The following is an 18,179-nucleotide window of genomic DNA, read 5'->3' as shown; positions in this document are numbered from 1 at the left end:
ATGACCCTGACCGCCCCCGAATCCGCGCGAGCCGTCGCCGTCTCCCGCTCGACGGCCTCCCTCAGCTCGGGTCATCTCCCCCGCTGGTCGCCGTGGGCCCTCCTCGGACTCTCGTTCGTCGTCGGTGCCACTCCGTTCGCGATCCAGGCCCTGGCCTCCGGATCCGACTTCAACATCGCCGGCACCGTCATCCTCGGCGCCGTCATCTACCTGGTCCTGATCTACGTCCTGTCGCGCATCATCGAGGGCGCACGCAAGGCGCTCGATCGGCTCGTCACCGGTGTGGTCACGGTCGCCTTCGCGATCGCGATGGTGCCGCTGATCTCGGTCGCCGTGACCGTGGTCACCACGGGCCTCGCGCGCTTCGACGGACTGTTCTTCTCCTCGTCGATGCGGGGTGTGCTGGGCGAGGGCGGCGGCGCCCTCCACGCCATCATCGGAACGCTGCTGGTCACTCTCGCCGCGGCCGTCATCTCGATCCCGATCGGTCTGATGACGGCGGTCTACCTCGTCGAATACGGCAAGAACGGCCGGATGGCGCGCATCATCACCTTCCTGGTGGACGTGATGACGGGTATCCCCTCGATCGTCGCCGGTCTGTTCGCCTACGCGCTGTTCGCCCTGATCTTCGGACCGGGTGTGCGGATGGGTATCGCCGGTTCCGTCGCGTTGGCCGTGCTCATGATCCCGGTGGTCGTGCGCTCGAGCGAGGAGATGCTCCGCCTGGTTCCGAACGAGCTGCGCGAGGCCTCCTACGCCCTGGGAGTGCCGAAGTGGCTCACGATCGTCAAGGTCGTGCTGCCGACGTCCATCGCCGGTATCACCACCGGTGTCATGCTCGCCATCTCCCGCGTGATCGGCGAGACCGCGCCGCTGCTGCTCACGGCAGGCTTCACCGACGCCATGAACTACAACCTGTTCAGCGGCCGCATGCAGACGCTCCCGGTGTTCACCTACTCGCAGTACGCCTACCAGGGCATCCCCGCTGAGGCGTATGTGGAACGCGCCTGGGCGGCCGCATTGACCCTCATCATCATCGTCATGGTGCTCAACCTGGTCGCGCGCCTCGTCGCGAAGATCTTCGCACCCAAGACCGGCCGCTGAGCCGCAGACCCGACAAGCAAGGAAACTGCCGTGTCCAAGAGCATTGAAGTCAACGACCTGAACGTCTACTACAGCGACTTCCTCGCTGTGGAGGGCGTGTCCCTCAACATCGAACCCCGCAGCGTCACCGCGTTCATCGGCCCGTCCGGATGCGGCAAGTCGACCTTCCTGCGCACGCTGAACCGCATGCACGAGGTCATCCCCGGCGCGCGCGTCGAGGGCCAGGTGCTGCTCGACGGAGATGACCTCTACGGCGCTTCCGTCGACCCGGTGACGGTGCGTCGTCAGGTCGGCATGGTGTTCCAGCGTCCGAACCCGTTCCCCACGATGTCGATCCGCGAGAACGTGCTCGCCGGGGTGAAGCTGAACAACAAGCGCATCTCGAAGTCCGACGCCGACGCGCTGGTCGAGAAGTCCCTGCAGGGCGCCAACCTCTGGAACGAGGTCAAGGACCGTCTCGAGAAGCCCGGCTCCGGCCTGTCCGGCGGACAGCAGCAGCGTCTGTGCATCGCCCGCGCGATCGCCGTCTCCCCTGATGTGCTGCTGATGGACGAGCCGTGCTCGGCCCTCGACCCGATCTCGACCTACGCGATCGAGGAGCTGATCGGCGAGCTCAAGACCGAGTACACGATCGTCATCGTGACGCACAACATGCAGCAGGCCAGCCGCGTCTCCGACAAGACCGCGTTCTTCAACATCGCGGGCACCGGCAAGCCCGGCAAGCTCATCGAGTACGACAACACGACCTCGATCTTCACCACCCCGTCCGTGCAGGCGACCGAGGACTACGTCTCCGGCCGCTTCGGATGATCACGGGTTCGTGATCGGAAGGGGCTCGGGTGCTGCGGCATCCGAGCCCCTTCTGTGTATGCCGTGACAAAACCCAGAGCGTCTGTCTCACGCGCGGCGCGGCACGGCGCAACGCGCCGAAGGTGGGGGGCAATCGTCTGGGGTTTGTGAGGCATCACTGTTCCTGCACGGCTGGTGGATGTTGCGCGCGCTCCACCGAACATGGCTACGCGGATGAAGTGGTGATCCGGGGACGCCCATGCTCGACCCATGTCGTTCGTTCACGCCGAAACTGCCCTGCGCGTGATCGGGCGTATGGCCCGAACATCCGAGCTTCGAGCGCGCGGAGTGACCACCACTGAATTGGCAAGGGCGGTTCGTGCCGGCGAGATCCTGAGGCCACGACAGGGCGTGTACGCACTTCCCGACACTCCTCCTCCGATGCAGCATGCCGCGTCGCGGGGCGGAACGATCGCCTGCGCAGAAGCTGCCGCCGCCTGGGGCTTGTGGGTACTCGAGCTTCCCTCTGGCCATCACGTGTGGATGGGCACCGCCGGAACTCCGCGATCGGCCTGTGCGGAGTGCGTCGTGCATTGGGATGCCGGACACGTCACTGTGGGCCAGCCGGCACCTGTGGCCAACGCACTTCTGCAGATGGCGACGTGCTGCGGAGAGGACGCGTTCTTCGCGACTCTCGAGTCAGCGCTTCGCCTGTCGCTCCTCTCCCCCGCCGGTGGGCGGTGGCTGCAGCGGCATCTGCCCATCTCGCTCCGTTGGCTCGTGTCGTTCGCCCGCGCGGATGCAGACAGCGGCCTGGAGTCGTTGATCCGGCTTCGTCTGCACCGCATCGGGATCACGGTCCGCTCGCAGGTGCCCGTCGACGGCGTGGGAGAGGTCGATTTCGTCATCGGTGCCCGACTGATCATCGAAGCAGACGGGCGCGCGAACCACGAACGCGAGCGAGAGAGGCAGAAGGACCTCCGACGGGACGCGATCGCCGCGGCGTCGGGATACACCACATTGCGCTTCACGTACGCACTCGTCGTCGACGACTGGCCACTCGTGCAGAGCGCTATCGTCAGCATGATCCGCCGCGAGGCACACCTCACGGTTGAGAAAACAGAGGCCATGTGACCTTCGTGAGGCGCGTCGAGGCACGACTCTCCGGTCCGGAGACGGAAGGTCTCTGTTTTGGTTCGTGCCCCCGTGCAGGCTCAGTCGCGGGGCGACAGGAGGTAGGCGTTCAGCTCGGCCGTGAGGGGGTGATCGACCGCGACATCAACGCCGTCGATCGCGGTGATCGGGGCGGCGAGACGCACGCTTGAGACCAGCCACGCGGCGTCCGCTCGGGCGAGATCGGATGCCGGGATGCGGTCGTATCCGACCTCGAAGCCGCGTGCGGTGAGGTGGTCGTACATGCTGAGCTGCGTGGTGCCGTGCAGGATGCCGCCGTTCGGGGCCGGCGTCACGAACCGGTCGCCGACGCGCAGGATGAGCGAGGCCGTGGGCGCTTCCAGCACGAACCCGTCGCTCGACAGGAAGATCGCGTCATCCGCCCCGCGCCGATGCGCCTCTCGCAACGCGGCCATGTTCACCGCGTACGACAGGGTCTTCGCGCCGAGGAGCAACCACGGCGCCCGCTCCGCCGCCCCGAGGTCGTAACCGCGGTCGAGCGTCACCACGCGGATGCCGTTCTCGCGCACATCACGGAAGTCGGCAGCGGGAGCCGCCGTGACCCACGCCGTCGGAGTCGGGCCGTGCTCCACTCCCCGGCTGAGGATGAGTTTGATGACCGCCTCGCCGTCTCCGCACTGCGCAGCGGCCTGTTCGATCGCCTGATGCCACTGGTCCGCGTTCGGCACCGGCAGGTCGCAGAGACGGGCGGAATGCGCCAGCCGTTCCAGGTGCGGCACCACCTCCTGCGCGTGCCCGTCGACCACGCCGATCGACTCGAAGACGCCGTCGCCGCGCTGGGTGCTCAGCTCGCCCACGCTGAGAGCTGGCGCCGCGGCATCCACGGTGGTGAAGGTGTCGGAGTAGTCGTCGCGGACCTCATCCGCGGCGACGGGATCGATCATCAATGCGAAGCGCCGGTTCATGCTCCGAGCCTAGAGGTCGGGAATAGCCACCGTGCGTCCGCGTTACAATGGAGTGGCCGGGCCGCATAACCCCGGGCTCCATTTTTTGCCGCTGCGAGCGGCCTTCCGCCGAGAGGCGTTTTTGCGGCCCGGTCTTTTATGCCCCCTGCGATTCCGCGCGGACGCGTCGTGTCAGCTCAGCGTTCCTGAGCGCCACAGCGTGGATGCCGCAGACAGATCCTGCGCGTAGCTGCTCAGGCGCAGCGCCCTGGTCGTGAGCTCGGAGGCACGCCCCGGTTCCGTCGACTCGTAGTCGTCTGCCAGGTGCGTGGCTCCCGACGCCTGGATCCGACAGAACGCCGCAGCCCGTTCGAGAGCGACGGCGAAGTCGCCGCGGAACGCCCCGCGGAGGATCGTGTCGATGAGTGCGACGAGCTCGTCCGGGTTCGCCGGCACAGGAGCTCCGGCGATCGCGGCATCGACCGAGGGCAGCTCGACGCGCCCGCGCTCGTACAGCAGCGCCGACGTCTCCGGATCGCCATGGATCGCCAGCTGCAGCAGGTACAGACGCCACAGCGCCCCCGGAAGCGTCCGCGGTGCGGCCTTCGACCACAGCTCCGCGATCTCGTCGATCCCGTGCTCGGAGGTGAACGCCACCAGACGGTCGGCACTCACGCCGCTCTCGTCCGCACGCACCCGGGTGAGCAGCGCGGATGCCGTGGCGTGGGCGACGCGCGTCTCCTCGGCGGGGTCGTGCGCGCCGACGATGTTGTCGAAGGCGCTGGACGGTCGCCGCACGGGGCGGTGGTGCTGCTCGGGCATCGAACCAGGCTACCCGCGTTCGAAGCGCCTCAGGCCGTGGGGATCACGATGAACGGGTCGGAGGTCGGCTTCCCCGTCGGGGACCCGCCCGCCTGCTCGACCGTGACGGCGATGATGTCGCCCGCGTGCATGTCTCCGGAGAGGGCTGCCGTGGCGGTTCCTCCCTCGACATCGAACACTCCGGCCGAGATGGGGGTCTCTCCGCGTACGAACCAGAGTTCGTAGCTCTCCCCCTCCGCCGCGGCGGGGACACCGTCGGTGACGAGCACGGCTGCTCCTGCGGAGGCCGACCAGTGCGCGGTCGCCGTGCCGCCGTCGTCGAGCGTCACCGTCGCCTGCTCCGCGTCACTCGACGACTGGATCTGCTCCAGCGCGACGACCGCAGCGGGGCGGTTCAGGTAGCCGTTGAGTGCCGCGGCGCCGATTCCGACGCCGACGACGAGTGCGAGGCATGCGGCGAGCGCGAAGATCGATCGCACCCATCGACGCGGCGCGGTCACCCGCTCCTGCGGCTCCGCGACCGGGGCAGCGGATGACGCCTCGCGAGAGCCCGATGACTTCGACGGGTGCTCGGCGATTTCGTCATGATCATCCCGACCGATCTGCGGTGTCGACGCGATCTGAGCCAGCAGCGTGGCCCGCAGGTCCAGCGGCGGGAACTCCGGTGCCGCGACGGCTTCGAGCGACGCGACGGTCTCGACATCGTCATCCACGAGATCGGCCCATTCCGGATGCGCCGCGAGCGTGTCATGGAACAGACTCTCGTCGGCAGGCGACAGCGCATGCAGGGCGGCACCTGCCGCGAGTTCTGCGAAGTCCTTCTCGTTCATGCCGTCACCCCCATAGCTGCGCGGAGACGGGTGAGCCCGTCTCGCATCCGTGTCTTGATCGTCCCCAGCGGCGCTCCCACGAGCGCCGAGATCTCGTTCTGACTGTAACCGCCGTAATACGCGAGGACGATCGCCTCACGCTGTACGTCGGGAAGAGTGGAGAGAGCTCCGACGACCTTCTCGCCCTCGATGCCCAGTTCCACCTGCTCGGCGACACTGTCGTGCGCCACGCCGATGTCTCTCAGCCCTGCCCGTACATCACGGTCCGTGCTCGACTGCGATGCACGCACCCGATCCACGGCCCGACGATGTGCAATTGTCATCACCCATGTTCGTCCTTGACCTCTGTTCGGAGCGAACCGGGAAGCGGATTGCCAGATCTCGAGGAAAACCTCCTGCAGCACCTCTTCGCTCTGCGAGCGGTTGACGAGGACACGCAGGATGAGGCCGAACGCCCGCGAGGAGAGCATGTCGTAGAGCGCTGCGAACGCAGCCTGATCACCGTCGGCGATGCGCAGCAGCAGCTCGGCTGCGGCGTCGCTCGCGGTCCCGTCTTCCGGGACGTCCATTCCATCGATGACCATCTCTACAAGCATGCCGCATCCCCTCTCTGTTCTCGTGCAGCGGATCACCCGAAGGTGAACGAATAGGTCTCGATTCCGGAGGGGACTTCGAGCGTGATCGTCCCCTCGTCGATGGCATCCCGGTCCACCAGCCCGTACGAGCGCGGTGTCCCGTCGACCGTGATCGTCCCCGTCGAGCCGTCCTCGTGCGTCACCCGGATCTCCCCCGAGCCGGCGAGGACCACGCGCACTTCCGCCGCGTGGTACTCCAGGCGGATCTTCCCGGTGTCACCGGAGGGCGTCGCGTACTGCGTCTCCACGTCCCATCGGCCGTCGAGCGCGAACGAGTCGTCCGCCTGATCCTTCGGGAAGACGTAGTCACCGGCTCCGGCGCGGTAGTCGCCGCCTCCGCCGTAGTTCACATCCTTCGAGGATCCGAGGAACGTCTCCCTGGTGGTCGAGCCGACGTCGGGGGTGTCGTCCGCGACATCGGTGGCCGCCGGGAGCGTCACATCGGAGTCGGCGTCCTGGAGGAGTTCACGGATCATCGCCTCTGTCGCGGCGTAGTTGCCCTCGCCGAAGGAGATGTGACGAACCGTCCCCTCAGCGTCGATCAGGTAATGGGCCGGCCAGTAGCGGTTGCGGTAGTTGGTCCACGTCGACAAGGTGTTGTCGAGGGCGACCGGGTACTCGATGCCGAAGTCCTCGATGCCTGCCGCCACGTTTCCGGCATCCTTCTCGAAGGCGTACTCCGGGGAGTGGATGCCGATCACCTGCAGCCCAAGCTCTCCGTACGCCTCGTCCCACGCCACCACATGCGGGATGGAGCGCTGGCAGTTGAGGCACGAGTACGCCCAGAAGTCGATCAGCACGACCTGTCCACGGAGGTCGTCGAGGTCGATCGCTTCCCCGCCCGGGGTGTTCAGCCACCGCTCGATCCCCTTGAGGGAAGGCGCGGTGCCGCAGGACTCGAGTTCTTCTGCGCCGTTCGTGCACTTGTCCAGGTCCTTGTTCTCGTCGTTGACGAGTCCGCCCAGTTCGAGTGCATCCTTCACCTGCTCGGACCCGGCGATCTGCTCCTGCAGCCCTGCGGTGTAGTCGGGCAGCAGCCGCTGCAGCGCCTGCGGCACGTTGAAGACCAGACCGACGGCGAGGGCGATCATCGCGACACCCGCGGCGATGCGCAGCACGCGCTCCTTGGAGCGGAACGCGCGGATGCGCTCCACGACGCTGCGTCCGGCCAGGGCGAAGACGAGCAGCGGTACGGCGACGCCGATCGCGAAGGAGACGGTGAGGAGAACGGTGCCGATCCCGATCTGTCCCGTCGACCCGGCGACGATGATGGCGGCGAGCACGGGGCCGGCGCAGGGCACGAACACCGCCCCGAGAGCCAGGCCGACGCCGAAGCCGCGCCCGCGGTTCTTGACCTCGCGCTGACCGAACTTCTGGAACGGCCGTTCGAGGATGCGCTCGAACCGCGGGACGATGAGTCCGACGCCGATGATGATCAGCACCGCGATGCCGACCCAGCGGATGATGTCCTGCGGCAGGTTCAGCAGCCCGAGGAGAAGCGAACCGCCGAGCGTGACCAGCGTGAAGCTCAGCACCAGTCCCGCGATCACGAAGTAGGGGCGGCTGCGTCGTGCGGGGACGACCTCATCCTCGAACTTCGCGGACTGGGCACCTCCCGTGAGGAAGATCACGGGCAGCACGGGCAGGATGCACGGCGAGATACCGGTGATGAGCCCGCCGAGCAGGCCGATGATGATCAGGTCCATGAGGTCCCCACTTCTGTCGGGAACTGTTCGCACCTGCGGTGAATTCGGATTGCTTTCCCCGCAGTTACGGGGTTTCTCATCTATTTTCCATTTTCTCCCATCCGTTCACCGAGGGGCTCCGAACACAACTCGACGCCACGGAGAGGCCGTGGCTCAGTTTGAAGGAGCTCGAGATGTTCAGCACCAAGAAGAAGGTCACCGCAGCCCTCACCCTCACGCTGGCGAGCGCATTCCTGCTCTCCGCATGTTCGATGGGCAGCACCACCACGGACGAGTCGTCGGAGCCGACGGCCCCCGAGACCTCGGAGTCCACGCCCGAGACCATGGACCCGGCCGCGAACCTGGTCGGCCCCGGATGCGCGGCATACGCCGAGGCAGTGCCGGACGGCGCAGGATCGGTCGCCGGCATGGCAGCGGACCCGGTTGCGGTCGCCGCCTCCAACAACCCGCTTCTGAAGACGCTCGTCGCAGCGGTCAGCGGTCAGCTCAACCCCGACGTCGACCTCGTCGACACGCTCAACGGCAGCGAGTTCACCGTCTTCGCACCGGTCGATGACGCCTTCGCGAAGATCGACCCCGCCACCATCGACGCTCTCAAGACCGACAGCGCCACGCTGAGCTCGATCCTGACGTACCACGTGGTCCCCGGCCAGATCGAGCCGGCCGACATCGTGGGCACCCACGCGACCGTGCAGGGCGCTGACCTCGAGGTCACCGGCAGCGGAGACGAGCTCATGGTCAACGACGCCAACGTCATCTGCGGTGGAGTCCAGACCGCCAACGCGACCGTGTACCTGATCGACACGGTTCTGATGCCCCCGGCCAGCTGAGCCGGACTGCCGGGAAGGGACCCCGGCGGGCTTTGTCGGGAAGGGACCCCGACATCTCGACCTCTCACAGGTGGGGAGGCCCGCGAGAGGGCGAGAAGGGGCGTCGGTGATGCTGTTCACCGACGCCCCTTCTGTGCGCCCTAGACTGGAAGACGCGGGCCTCTAGCTCAGTTGGCAGAGCATCGGACTTTTAATCCGCGGGTCGTGGGTTCGAGCCCCACGGGGCCCACCGCGTTTCATCCCTGTACGGCACGTCGTAGCATCCCGCTCCGGCGTCGCCAACCCCCTTCATTGCGCACCCACTCTGCGCGAGAGTCGAGACGTCCCCGGCCAGGGGACGTCTCTCTCAACGGAAGGACGGATGATGACGACTCTGCGTAGCCGCGTGGCATTCCTCGCGACAGACGGATTCGAAGACAGCGAGCTCACCAGCCCGTGGGAGGCGGTGACCGCCGCCGGCGCCAGCGCCACGCTCATCGCCCCTGACGGTGCGGAGATCACCGGCAAGAACGGCCACGCGCAGTCCGTCGATCTGAGATCAGCGGATGCAACGGCCGACGACTTCGAAGCCCTCGTGCTTCCGGGCGGCGTCGTCAACGCCGATCACCTGCGCATGGACCAGCCGTCGATCGACCTGGCCCGCGCGTTCTTCGCGCAACACAAGCCCGTCGGCGTGATCTGCCACGGGGCATGGATCCTGATCGAAGCCGATGTCGTCGACGGACGCACGCTCACGAGCTACCCCAGCTTGAAGACAGATCTCCGCAATGCCGGTGCCACGTGGGTCGACGAAGAGGTCGTGGTCGATCAAGGCCTCGTCTCCAGCCGCACCCCCGACGACCTGCCCGCGTTCAACGCGAAGGTCGTCGAGGAGATCGCCGAGGGCGAGCACGCAGGACAGACCGCCTGACTGAGCCTGGCTCCGGTCGCACGAATGGCCTCTCCTCCGCCGAGGAGGGGCCATTTCTGCGACCGGACGAGGTTCAGCTCAGATGCCGCGCGCCCGGTGCCGCCGCACAGCCGCGCGGTTGGCGCAGCGCACGGAGCAGAAGCGCTGACGGCCGTTGCGCGTCACATCGGCCACGACGTTGGTGCAGGGTGACGCCTCACAGCGCGCGAGTCGACTCATCCCGCGCGTCACCAGATGCAGCGAGGTGCCGAGGTTGATGATCGCCCGCAGCACGAACGGCAGGGACGGCACGTCGTCGCGGTAGTGCAGGTGCCAGCCTTCGCCGTCGTGGTTCGTGAGTCGAGGGTAGGCCGCCGCCTCGGCGAGCTGCGCGTTCAGCAGCACGGCGCGGGCGTCGTGATCGGGTTCGTCGACGATCGCGAGCCAGTCGTCGATCACCGCGCGGATGCGCTCATGATCATCCGACGCCGGAGGGAAGGTCATCGTCATGCCCATGTCGAGTGTGCGCTGCTCGATCGCGGCACGGTCTTCCGGCCAGTCGTTGGCGAGGGATGCCGCCAGCAGCACCGCATACTCGCCGTAAGGGTTGAGATGCATAAGGCCATTACATCACGCTGGATACATGACCTCGTTGCACACGCTCCCGATCCCCCGCATCCCTTCACCGACGGCCGCACACGAGCACGTCTGGCTCGTCGAGTCGCGACACCGCACGAGCGACGGAACGCTGCTCTACGTCCGCTGTGCCGACTGCGGAATCCGTCGTCTGGACCTTCAGGGACATCCACAGCAGCCGCCTGTGGGACTCAGCAGGGCGATCGGCGAGACGGCCGCGAATGCGGCAGCGACTCCCTAGGCGGTCAGCTCGGCGAGCGTGCGCACCGTCCGCAGGTTCCGTGCCGTCCCGGCCACCCCGAGCGCGCGATCGAGCACGGCCTTGGTGAGCTTGGTGGAGTGCACTCCGCCCTCGCCGTAGTTGATCCAGAGGTCATCGCCCACGAGCGCGATCTCCTCCCCCGGCACCAGCCGATCCTGCAGCGCGTCGATCGCACCGTCCGCGGGCGGACCCTCGAGGAACATCGCGTGCAGCATCTTCTCGACGGGGTCGACGAACGGATGCGCCGCGAGCGTCGACACCAGCTGATCGTGCGTACGCAGGATGACCGGGGTATCCACCCCGAACTCCGCGGCGATCAGCGTGCGCACGCGTTCGCAGGCAGCCACGGGGTCATCCGGATGCGCGCAGATGATGTTGCCGCTTGCGATGTAGGTCGACACGTCCTCGACCGCACCCGCTGCCGTCAACGCCGCGCGCAACTCCGCCATCGGGACGCGGTTGCGTCCGCTCACGTTCACGGCACGTAGCAGCAGGACGCTGCGACTCACGCCTGCGCGCTCTCGATCAGCTCTGCCCCCGCATGTGCGAGCTCGGCGAGTGCCGCCTCGCTCGACGCGACGCCGACCCCGGCGATCAGGTCGGTGAGGATCCGCACGCGCACGCCGTGCGCCACGGCGTCCAGCGCCGTCGCCCGTACGCAGTGATCCGTCGCGATGCCCACGATGTCGACGTCGAGCACGCCGGATGCCGTCAGCACCGCACCCACCGTCTCGTCCGCGTCGGTGACGCCCTCGAACATCGAGTACGCGGGAACCCCTTGGCCCTTGCGCACGTGATGCGTCACAGCGGAGGTCTCGAGCAGCGGGTCGTACTCGGCACCGTCGGTTCCTGCCACGCAATGCACGGGCCAGGTGTCGACGAAATCCGGAGTATCGGCGAAGTGGCCGCCGTTGTCCCCCTCGGCGTCATGCCAGTCGCGCGAGGCGACGATCACCCCGTAGTCCCCCGCATGCGCGGAGAGGTAGGTGGAGACGGCGGAGGCCACGGCATCACCGCCGGCGACCGCCAGCGCACCGCCCTCGGTGAAGTCGTTCTGGACGTCGACGATGAGAAGCGCTCTGCTCATGATTCGAGCGTACGCCGTGGGGAACGGGAAAGGCCCCGTGATGTTCTTCGCATCACGGGGCCTGTCGGAGCCGCTTGTCAGAATCGAACTGACGACCTTTTCATTACGAGTGAAATGCTCTGCCGACTGAGCTAAAGCGGCGTGCGACGGACGAACCGGCGCGATCACCGATATTACCCTTTCTCGCTCCCACTCGCGAATCGAGGCCGCGTCACTCGCAACGCAACCCGTCTTCCGGCACCACATCGTCGAGCAGGAACGCCTCGACCGCGTCATCGACGCAGACGTTGCCCTTGTTGTAGCCGGTGTGGCCTTCGCCGACGCGAGTGATGAGGACGCCTTCCTCGAGCTGGTCGGCGAGCGACTCCGACCACTCGTAAGGGGTCGCCGGATCGTTCGTGGTTCCGACGACGAGGATCGGGCCCGCACCTTCGGCAGCGATCTCGCCGCGCGTGCCGGTGGGCGGGTACGGCCACACCGCGCAGGAATCCGGACCGTCCCAGTACGGGGCGATCGTCGGCGCGCCCGCAGCGATCTTCGCCTTGGTCGCCGCTTCCGCATCGGGGTCGTCCTCTACCGGATAGTCCATGCAGTTGTACGCACGGAACGCCTCCGAGGAGTTGTCGATGTAGGTCCCGCCCTCTCGGCCGTTGTAGAAGTCCGCGAGCAGGAACATCGTGGTCGGATCGCCCTGCAATGCCTCTTCGAGGCCCTGGGTGAGGTAGCCCCAGCTGTCCTGCGAATACAGTGCGGCGATGATGCCGGTCATCATCGAGTCCGCCCCCATCAGACGACCGTCGCCGTTCTTCAGCGGCGCGCGGTCGGCACTCGCGAGGAGTGCGCCGAGGTCCGCCATCGCCTGGTCGACCGTGCCGTTGAACGGGCACTCGCCCGAATCGAGACAGTCCTGCATGTAGGCGCGCAGCGCGGACTCGAACCCGAGAGCCTGGGTCGCGCCGACCTCGAGACCCGGAACTGCGGGATCGATGGCGCCGTCGAGCACCAGACGACCCGCCTTCTCCGGGTACAGCTGGGCGTAGGTCGCGCCGAGGAACGTCCCGTACGAGTACCCCAGGTAGTTGAGCTGCTTGTCGCCCAGCACCGCGCGGATGAGATCCATGTCGCGGGCCGCGTTGATCGTCGTGATGAAAGGCAGGATGCCGTCGCTGTTGGCTTCGCACGCGTCTGCGAACGCCTTGTGCGAGTCGAGCAGTTCGGCCTCCCACTCCGCCGTCCCGCGAGCCGCGCTCGGGATGCCGTAGAGGTAGTCGTCCATCTCAGCGGCGTCGAAGCAGGTCACGGCCGTCGAGGAGCCGACGCCGCGCGGGTCGAAGCCGATGACGTCGTAGTTCTCGATCAGGTCGGCACCGACCGCGAAGTCGAGGCTGTTGAGGATGAGGTCGACACCGCTCGCGCCCGGTCCGCCCGGGTTCGTCAGCAGCGAGCCGATCGCCGTGCTCTCCGCTTGGTGGCGGACCACCGAGAGCGTGATCTCACCCGCTGCGGGATTCTCCCAGTCGAGCGGTGCCGTGACGTCGGTGCAGTCGAACCCGGTGCCGCACTCGGTCCAGGTCAACGTCTGCGAGTAGTACGGCAGCAGATCCTCTGCGACGCCGTCGGTGTCGGGGGCGTTGGTCGCCGAGGGCTTCGGTTCCGTCTGCTCGGGGATCATGGCGTACAGACACCCGGAGAGGGCGACGGATGCCGCGGCGAGCCCGGCGATGATCGCGGCGGCGCGGCGGAAGCGGGAAGTCGGTCTGGTTTTCACGGTGTCCTCCCGCTCGTGATGGTCACGAGCAAGCTCTCCAGGGCCAGCAGCGGGGCGACGTTGCGCTCCAGCGACTGCCGCGTCTCGGCAAGGTGGTCAAGTACGACAAGAGTACGGGTCTCGGGCCAGGCCGCAGCGAGCGCGCTGAGCTCGGGCAGCAGCTCGCGGTTGATCAGCTCATCGCCCTGCCCGAACTGCAGCATCACGACGTCGCGGAACATCGACTGCAGATCGGTGAGCACGCGGTCGATGCCGTCACGCAGACTTCGCGTCGCGCGCTTCTTCTGATCGTCTTCGAGCGCCGAGAGCTGCGAGCGCAGCGCCGGGGGGACGGCCTGTCCTTCGGCGATGCCGACCATGCGCAGCAGAGATGCGCGCTCCTGCGCATCTCTCTCCGCTGTGAGCGACTTCGCGTCTTCGGTGGCCGCTTGGATGATGCGTCCAGCCACCTCGACGGCGTCCCCGACCCCACGCACCCCGATCACGGAGCGCAGTGTCTCATCGCGACGACGGCGCGCACCCTCATCGGTGGCCAGCCGCTGCGCCATGCCGATATGGCGCTGCGCATGCCGCGCGGCCTGCTCGGCGACGGCTTCGTCGACGCCCGTGCGCAGGGTGATCAGCCGAGCCACATCCGCGACATCGGGTTCGCGCAGCCGCAGCGAACGCACGCGCGAACGGATCGTGGGGAGCAGATCGGCCTCGCTCGGCGCGCACAGGATCCACACCGTGTTCTCCGGCGGCTCCTCGAGCGCCTTCAGCAGCACGTTCGATGTGCGCTCGACCATGCGATCGGCGTCTTCCACGACGATCACCCGGTAGCGACCGGCCGAGGGGGCGAAGTAGGAGCGTTCCACGAGCGCGCGGGCTTCGGCGATCGTGATGATCACCTTGTCGGTGCGCAGCGCCGTGACATCGGGATGCGTGCCGGCGAGCACCTGGCGCATCGCCGCCTCGTCGTCGGGGCGATCGGCCACCAGCGCGGCGGCGAAGGCGTAGGCGAGGGTCGAGCGGCCGGAACCGGGAGGGCCCGTGATCAACCAGGCATGTGACAGCGCCGCCGGATCGGATGCCGCTCCGCGCAGCGTCTCTACCGCCGCGTCCTGTCCCCAGACATCGCCCCACGGGAACGGAAGCGCGACGGTGTGGGGCATGCACTCAGCCTAGACGGGAGCACCGACGCTCGCGGCGTGGAGCCTGTGGATTCTGCGGGGACTCCGGTCTCAGCGGGGCGCGAGCAGAGCCGCGACCCTGGCTCGCACGAGCGCGGCGATCTCCTGCGTGGATGCCGCGGCATCGAGCACCAGGAACCGCTCCGGCTCGGCGTCCGCGAGCGCGAGGTAGGCGTCGCGGACGCGTCCGTGGAACTCGGCCTTCTCGGCCTCCAGCCGGTCGAACGGCTTGTCAGCGGAGTCCAGTCGTGTGCGGGCCGTCGTCGGGTCCAGGTCGAGGAGGACCGTGAGATCGGGCAGCGCGCCCTCCGCTGCCCAGAGTGACAGGTTGCGGATCTCGGTGGCATCGAGCACACGACCGGCCCCCTGATACGCGACGGAGGAGTCGAGATAGCGGTCCTGGAGCACGACCTCGCCGCGGGCCAATGCCGGGCGCACGACCGTGGCGACGTGGTGCGCACGATCGGCCGCGTACAGCAGGGCTTCCGCACGGGGCGCGATGTCGCCACGGTGGTGCAGCACGATGTCCCGGATCAGCTGACCGACCTCGGACCCGCCCGGCTCACGCGTGCGCACGACCGTGTGACCCTCGTCCGTCAACCACCCCGCCAGCAGGTTCGACTGCGTGGTCTTGCCCGAGCCGTCGCCGCCTTCGAGCGTGATCCACGCACCGGGACCTGAGGTCACGAGTCCGCCTTCGCGCCTGCAGTCTCCGCCTCACGCTTGGCCGCGTTGGCCGCCCGCGTCGCCGCAGCCTTCTTCGCCGCCGCGGACCGCGCCGCAGATTTGGCCGCATCGGCCGGAGCCTTCGCCGCCGTGGTCTTCTTCGCCGCCGGCTTCTTCGCAGGAGTCTTCTTCGCGGGCGCCTTCTTCGCAGGTGCCTTCTTGGCCGCGCCGCGCTTGGGTGCAGGGCCCTTGGCACGCTTGTCCGCGAGCATCTGCACGGCGATCTCGAACGTGATGTCCTCGACCTTCTGCCCGCGCGGGATGGTCACGTTCGTCTCGCCGTCGGTCACGTAGGCGCCGAAGCGACCGTCGCGGATACGGATCGGCTTGCCGCTGACGGGATCCGCGTCGAACTCGGCGAGCGCGCTCGATGCACGACGGGCACCGTACTTCGGCTGCGCGTAGATCTCGAGCGCCTGCTCCAACGTCACATCGAAGATCTGCGATTCGCTCTCGAGCGAACGCGAGTCGGTGCCCTTCTTCAGGTACGGCCCGAAGCGGCCGTTCTGCGCCGTGATCTCCTCGCCCGACTCGGGGTCGGCTCCGACGACGCGGGGCAGGCTCAGCAGCTGCAGTGCGGTGTCGAGTTCGAGCGTGTCGACCGACATCGAGCGGAACAGCGACGCTGTACGCGGCTTGGGTGCCGTCTCCTTCTTCGCGCCGCGCTTGGGCTTGGGTGCCTCGACGACCTCTCCTGTGCTCTCGTCGACCGCGGCGTCTTCGGACACCGGGTCGTTCTCCTGCACGTAGGGGCCGAATCGGCCATCCTTCACGACGACGATCTTGCCGTTTTCGGGGTTCTCACCCAGGACACGGTCGCCCGCGACCGGTGCATCGATGAGTTCCTGCGCCTTGGCCGAGGTGAGCTCGTCCGGCGCGAGGTCTTCCGGGACGTTGACGATGCGCGGCTTGGCCTCGGGGTTCTCGGGGTCCGATACCTCGAGGTACGGACCGTATTTGCCGAATCGCAGGGTCGCCGTGTCGGTGATGGGCGTCGAGTTGAGGGCGCGCGCGTCGATCTCGCCGAGGTTGTCGACCACCTGGCGCAGACCGACGTGCGAGTCCGAACCGAAGTAGAAGGACTTCAGCCATTCGACACGGTTCTGCTCCCCGCGGGCGATCGTGTCGAGGTCGTCTTCGAGTGCGGCCGTGAAGTCGTAGTCCACGAGGTCGGCGAAGTGCTCTTCGAGCAGACGCACCACGCTGAAGGCGAGCCACGTCGGCACGAGTGCCTGTCCGCGCTTGACCGCGTACCCGCGGTCGAGGATCGTCTCGGGGATCGAGGCGAACGTCGATGGGCGTCCGATGCCCTTCTCCTCGAGCACCTTCACGAGCGATGCCTCGGTGTAGCGCGGCTTCGGCGTCGTGCGGTGGCCCTTGGCCTCCGCCTCCTCGATGGAGAGCTCGTCGCCGACGGCGACGGCGGGAAGCGACTGGTTCTCGGCGGCATCCGCGTCGCCGCGCTTCTCGTCACGGCCCTCTTCATAGGCCTCCAGGAAGCCCTTGAACGTGTAGACCGTGCCGGACGCCGTGAACTCGGCCTTCTGCCCGGCAGCATCGACGGCGATCGTGACCGTGGTCGTCTCGTACTTCGCGTCGGACATCTGGCTGGCGACGGTGCGCTTCCAGATGAGGTCGTAGAGACGCTGCTCGTCACGATCGAGCTCGGAGGAGAGCGATGCGGGCGTGCGGAAGTTGTCGCCCGAGGGGCGGATGGCCTCGTGTGCCTCCTGGGCGTTCTTGCTCTTCGACTTGTACACGCGCGGCTTCAGCGGCACGGCGGCATCGCCGTACAGCGCGACCGCCTGGCTCCGGGCAGCCTGCACGGCCTGGGTGCTCAGTGACGTCGAGTCCGTACGCATATAGGTGATGTAACCCTTTTCGTACAGACGCTGGGCGACGCCCATCGCCTGCTTGGCTCCCATCGAGAGCTTGCGACCGGCCTCCTGCTGCATCGTCGAGGTCGTGAAGGGGGCGTAGGGGCTGCGGGTGCCCGGCTTGGCCTCGACCTTCGTGACGGTTCCTGCACCCACGGCGTCGACCGCCTGCGCGAGCGCGGTGGCCTTGGCCTCGTCGAGGATGACGACGGCCTTCTTGAGCTTTCCGCTGTCGTCGAAGTCGGTGCCACGCGCGAGCTGTCCGCCGTCGACCCGGACGAGGCGGATCTTGAAGGACGTGCCGGAAGCTGCGGCCGCCGCGTCGACGTCCCAGTACTCGGCGGACGTGAACGCCATGCGCTCGCGCTCGCGGTCGACGATGAGTCGCGTCGCCGCGGACTGCACGCGTCCGGCCGAGATGCCGGTCTTGACCTTGTACCAGAGGACCGGCGACACGTCCCAGCCATAGAGACGGTCGAGGATCCGACGGGTCTCCTGCGCATCGACGAGGTCGTGGTCGAGCTCGCGGGTGTTGCCGATCGCCGCCTGGATCGCGTCCTTGGTGATCTCATGGAAGACCATGCGCTTGACCGGGACCTTCGGCTTCAGCGTCTCGAGCAGGTGCCAGGCGATCGCCTCGCCTTCGCGGTCCTCATCAGTGGCGAGCAGGAGCTCGTCGGCGGTCTTGAGCGCACGCTTGAGCTCGGCGACGGTCTTCGTCTTGCGATCGGACACGACGTAGTACGGATCGAAGCCGTTGTCGATGTCGATCGAGTACTTTCCGTATGCCTGCTTGTCGGCAGCCGGAATGTCCTTCTTGTCGGCGAGGTCGCGGATGTGGCCGACCGAGCTGAGCACCTCATAGCCGTCGCCGAGGTATCCCTGAATAGACCGCATCTTCGTCGGGGACTCGACGATGACGAGCTTCTTGCCTTCAGCCAAGGGTGCGTCCTTTCTTCGAAGCACAC

Annotated in this window: 18 protein-coding genes, 2 tRNA genes and 1 pseudogene; 8 read left to right on the top strand and 13 right to left on the bottom strand. The window is 67.4% G+C overall.

Annotated features, from left to right (window positions below):
- The 4 genes and pseudogenes from pstA (at position 1) to FB560_RS20850 (ending at position 3,027) form a co-directional block, all read left to right on the top strand.
- Positions 1-1,104: a phosphate ABC transporter permease PstA gene (gene pstA / locus FB560_RS03495; protein ID WP_141871080.1), complete on the top strand. Its 1,104-nt coding sequence runs from the start codon at positions 1-3 to the stop codon at positions 1,102-1,104.
- Positions 1,105-1,134: 30 nt separating this feature from the next.
- The gene (pstB, locus tag FB560_RS03490; RefSeq protein ID WP_141871079.1) at positions 1,135-1,914 is read left to right on the top strand and encodes a phosphate ABC transporter ATP-binding protein PstB; all 780 of its coding nucleotides are present in this window, start codon (positions 1,135-1,137) and stop codon (positions 1,912-1,914) included.
- A 249-nt stretch (positions 1,915-2,163) separates the two neighbouring features.
- A pseudogene (locus tag FB560_RS21140) lies at positions 2,164-2,307 on the top strand (type IV toxin-antitoxin system AbiEi family antitoxin domain-containing protein); the annotation flags it as partial.
- Positions 2,308-2,526: 219 nt separating this feature from the next.
- A complete protein-coding gene (locus FB560_RS20850) occupies positions 2,527-3,027 on the top strand; it encodes an endonuclease domain-containing protein (protein WP_229673293.1) in 501 nt (166 codons plus the stop codon).
- Positions 3,028-3,107: 80 nt separating this feature from the next.
- On the opposite strand, the gene FB560_RS03480 is transcribed toward FB560_RS20850, so the two are convergent.
- From FB560_RS03480 to FB560_RS03460, 5 genes are all read right to left on the bottom strand, one after another.
- Positions 3,108-3,992, bottom strand: a complete 885-nt coding sequence (locus FB560_RS03480) for an aminodeoxychorismate lyase (protein ID WP_141871077.1) — start codon at positions 3,990-3,992, stop codon at positions 3,108-3,110.
- A gap of 171 nt (positions 3,993-4,163) precedes the next feature.
- Entirely contained in the window at positions 4,164-4,793 is a 630-nt protein-coding gene (locus tag FB560_RS03475; RefSeq protein ID WP_141871076.1) for a DNA-directed RNA polymerase subunit beta, read from the bottom strand.
- Positions 4,794-4,822: 29 nt separating this feature from the next.
- On the bottom strand, positions 4,823-5,623 hold the full coding sequence (locus FB560_RS03470) for an anti-sigma factor (RefSeq protein ID WP_141871075.1): 801 nt from the start codon (positions 5,621-5,623) through the stop codon (positions 4,823-4,825).
- Positions 5,620-6,219, bottom strand: a complete 600-nt coding sequence (sigK, locus tag FB560_RS03465) for an ECF RNA polymerase sigma factor SigK (RefSeq protein ID WP_188895256.1) — start codon at positions 6,217-6,219, stop codon at positions 5,620-5,622. The genes FB560_RS03470 and sigK overlap by 4 nt, the downstream gene beginning before the upstream one ends.
- 32 nt (positions 6,220-6,251) lie before the next feature.
- Entirely contained in the window at positions 6,252-7,964 is a 1,713-nt protein-coding gene (locus FB560_RS03460) for a cytochrome c biogenesis protein CcdA (protein ID WP_141871074.1), read from the bottom strand.
- Positions 7,965-8,137: 173 nt separating this feature from the next.
- Between FB560_RS03460 and FB560_RS03455 the strand changes: the two genes are divergently transcribed.
- From FB560_RS03455 to FB560_RS03445, 3 genes are all read left to right on the top strand, one after another.
- The gene (locus FB560_RS03455; protein WP_141871073.1) at positions 8,138-8,794 is read left to right on the top strand and encodes a fasciclin domain-containing protein; all 657 of its coding nucleotides are present in this window, start codon (positions 8,138-8,140) and stop codon (positions 8,792-8,794) included.
- A 156-nt stretch (positions 8,795-8,950) separates the two neighbouring features.
- Positions 8,951-9,023, top strand: a tRNA-Lys gene (locus FB560_RS03450).
- 135 nt (positions 9,024-9,158) lie between these two features.
- Complete coding sequence (locus FB560_RS03445) at positions 9,159-9,704, top strand: type 1 glutamine amidotransferase domain-containing protein (protein ID WP_141871072.1); 546 nt, start codon at positions 9,159-9,161, stop codon at positions 9,702-9,704.
- 78 nt (positions 9,705-9,782) lie between these two features.
- Here the strand turns inward: FB560_RS03445 and FB560_RS03440 are convergent, their stop codons facing one another.
- Positions 9,783-10,301 (bottom strand): CGNR zinc finger domain-containing protein, encoded by a 519-nt coding sequence (locus FB560_RS03440; protein ID WP_141871071.1) that lies wholly within the window; start codon positions 10,299-10,301, stop codon positions 9,783-9,785.
- A 25-nt stretch (positions 10,302-10,326) separates the two neighbouring features.
- Here FB560_RS03440 and FB560_RS03435 point away from each other — a divergent pair, with 25 nt between their 5' ends.
- Positions 10,327-10,560: a hypothetical protein gene (locus FB560_RS03435; RefSeq protein ID WP_141871070.1), complete on the top strand. Its 234-nt coding sequence runs from the start codon at positions 10,327-10,329 to the stop codon at positions 10,558-10,560.
- Here the strand turns inward: FB560_RS03435 and FB560_RS03430 are convergent.
- From FB560_RS03430 to topA, 7 genes are all read right to left on the bottom strand, one after another.
- The gene (locus FB560_RS03430; RefSeq protein WP_141871069.1) at positions 10,557-11,090 is read right to left on the bottom strand and encodes a DUF1697 domain-containing protein; all 534 of its coding nucleotides are present in this window, start codon (positions 11,088-11,090) and stop codon (positions 10,557-10,559) included. The two genes, FB560_RS03435 and FB560_RS03430, sit on opposite strands and share 4 nt — an antisense overlap.
- The gene (locus tag FB560_RS03425) at positions 11,087-11,668 is read right to left on the bottom strand and encodes an isochorismatase family protein (protein WP_141871068.1); all 582 of its coding nucleotides are present in this window, start codon (positions 11,666-11,668) and stop codon (positions 11,087-11,089) included. The genes FB560_RS03430 and FB560_RS03425 overlap by 4 nt, the downstream gene beginning before the upstream one ends.
- Positions 11,669-11,736: 68 nt before the next feature.
- Positions 11,737-11,809, bottom strand: a tRNA-Thr gene (locus FB560_RS03420).
- Positions 11,810-11,879: 70 nt separating this feature from the next.
- Positions 11,880-13,436 (bottom strand): alpha/beta hydrolase, encoded by a 1,557-nt coding sequence (locus FB560_RS03415; protein WP_141871067.1) that lies wholly within the window; start codon positions 13,434-13,436, stop codon positions 11,880-11,882.
- On the bottom strand, positions 13,433-14,590 hold the full coding sequence (locus FB560_RS03410; protein WP_141871066.1) for a DNA polymerase III subunit delta': 1,158 nt from the start codon (positions 14,588-14,590) through the stop codon (positions 13,433-13,435). Before FB560_RS03410 ends, FB560_RS03415 begins: the two co-directional genes overlap by 4 nt.
- A 69-nt stretch (positions 14,591-14,659) precedes the next feature.
- Positions 14,660-15,295: a dTMP kinase gene (tmk, locus tag FB560_RS03405; RefSeq protein ID WP_141871065.1), complete on the bottom strand. Its 636-nt coding sequence runs from the start codon at positions 15,293-15,295 to the stop codon at positions 14,660-14,662.
- Entirely contained in the window at positions 15,292-18,153 is a 2,862-nt protein-coding gene (gene topA / locus FB560_RS03400) for a type I DNA topoisomerase (protein ID WP_141871064.1), read from the bottom strand. The genes tmk and topA overlap by 4 nt, the downstream gene beginning before the upstream one ends.
- Positions 18,154-18,179 lie beyond the last annotated feature (26 nt).

The sequence above is a fragment of the Microbacterium saperdae genome, from assembly GCF_006716345.1.
Lineage (GTDB): Bacteria > Actinomycetota > Actinomycetes > Actinomycetales > Microbacteriaceae > Microbacterium > Microbacterium saperdae.
This window is presented reverse-complemented; position numbering and strand designations above follow the sequence as displayed.

What these genes read in the sequence shown, in the direction of transcription:
- FB560_RS03455 (WP_141871073.1), top strand. Translation starts at nt 8,138, where the DNA reads ATGTTCAGCACCAAGAAGAAGGTCACCGCAGCCCTCACCCTCACGCTG.
- FB560_RS03425 (WP_141871068.1), bottom strand. Translation starts at nt 11,668, where the DNA reads ATGAGCAGAGCGCTTCTCATCGTCGACGTCCAGAACGACTTCACCGAG.
- FB560_RS03475 (WP_141871076.1), bottom strand. Translation starts at nt 4,793, where the DNA reads ATGCCCGAGCAGCACCACCGCCCCGTGCGGCGACCGTCCAGCGCCTTC.
- FB560_RS03480 (WP_141871077.1), bottom strand. Translation starts at nt 3,992, where the DNA reads ATGAACCGGCGCTTCGCATTGATGATCGATCCCGTCGCCGCGGATGAG.
- FB560_RS03440 (WP_141871071.1), bottom strand. Translation starts at nt 10,301, where the DNA reads ATGCATCTCAACCCTTACGGCGAGTATGCGGTGCTGCTGGCGGCATCC.
- FB560_RS03445 (WP_141871072.1), top strand. Translation starts at nt 9,159, where the DNA reads ATGACGACTCTGCGTAGCCGCGTGGCATTCCTCGCGACAGACGGATTC.
- FB560_RS03460 (WP_141871074.1), bottom strand. Translation starts at nt 7,964, where the DNA reads ATGGACCTGATCATCATCGGCCTGCTCGGCGGGCTCATCACCGGTATC.
- sigK (WP_188895256.1), bottom strand. Translation starts at nt 6,219, where the DNA reads ATGCTTGTAGAGATGGTCATCGATGGAATGGACGTCCCGGAAGACGGG.
- FB560_RS03470 (WP_141871075.1), bottom strand. Translation starts at nt 5,623, where the DNA reads ATGAACGAGAAGGACTTCGCAGAACTCGCGGCAGGTGCCGCCCTGCAT.
- FB560_RS03435 (WP_141871070.1), top strand. Translation starts at nt 10,327, where the DNA reads ATGACCTCGTTGCACACGCTCCCGATCCCCCGCATCCCTTCACCGACG.
- pstA (WP_141871080.1), top strand. Translation starts at nt 1, where the DNA reads ATGACCCTGACCGCCCCCGAATCCGCGCGAGCCGTCGCCGTCTCCCGC.
- FB560_RS03410 (WP_141871066.1), bottom strand. Translation starts at nt 14,590, where the DNA reads ATGCCCCACACCGTCGCGCTTCCGTTCCCGTGGGGCGATGTCTGGGGA.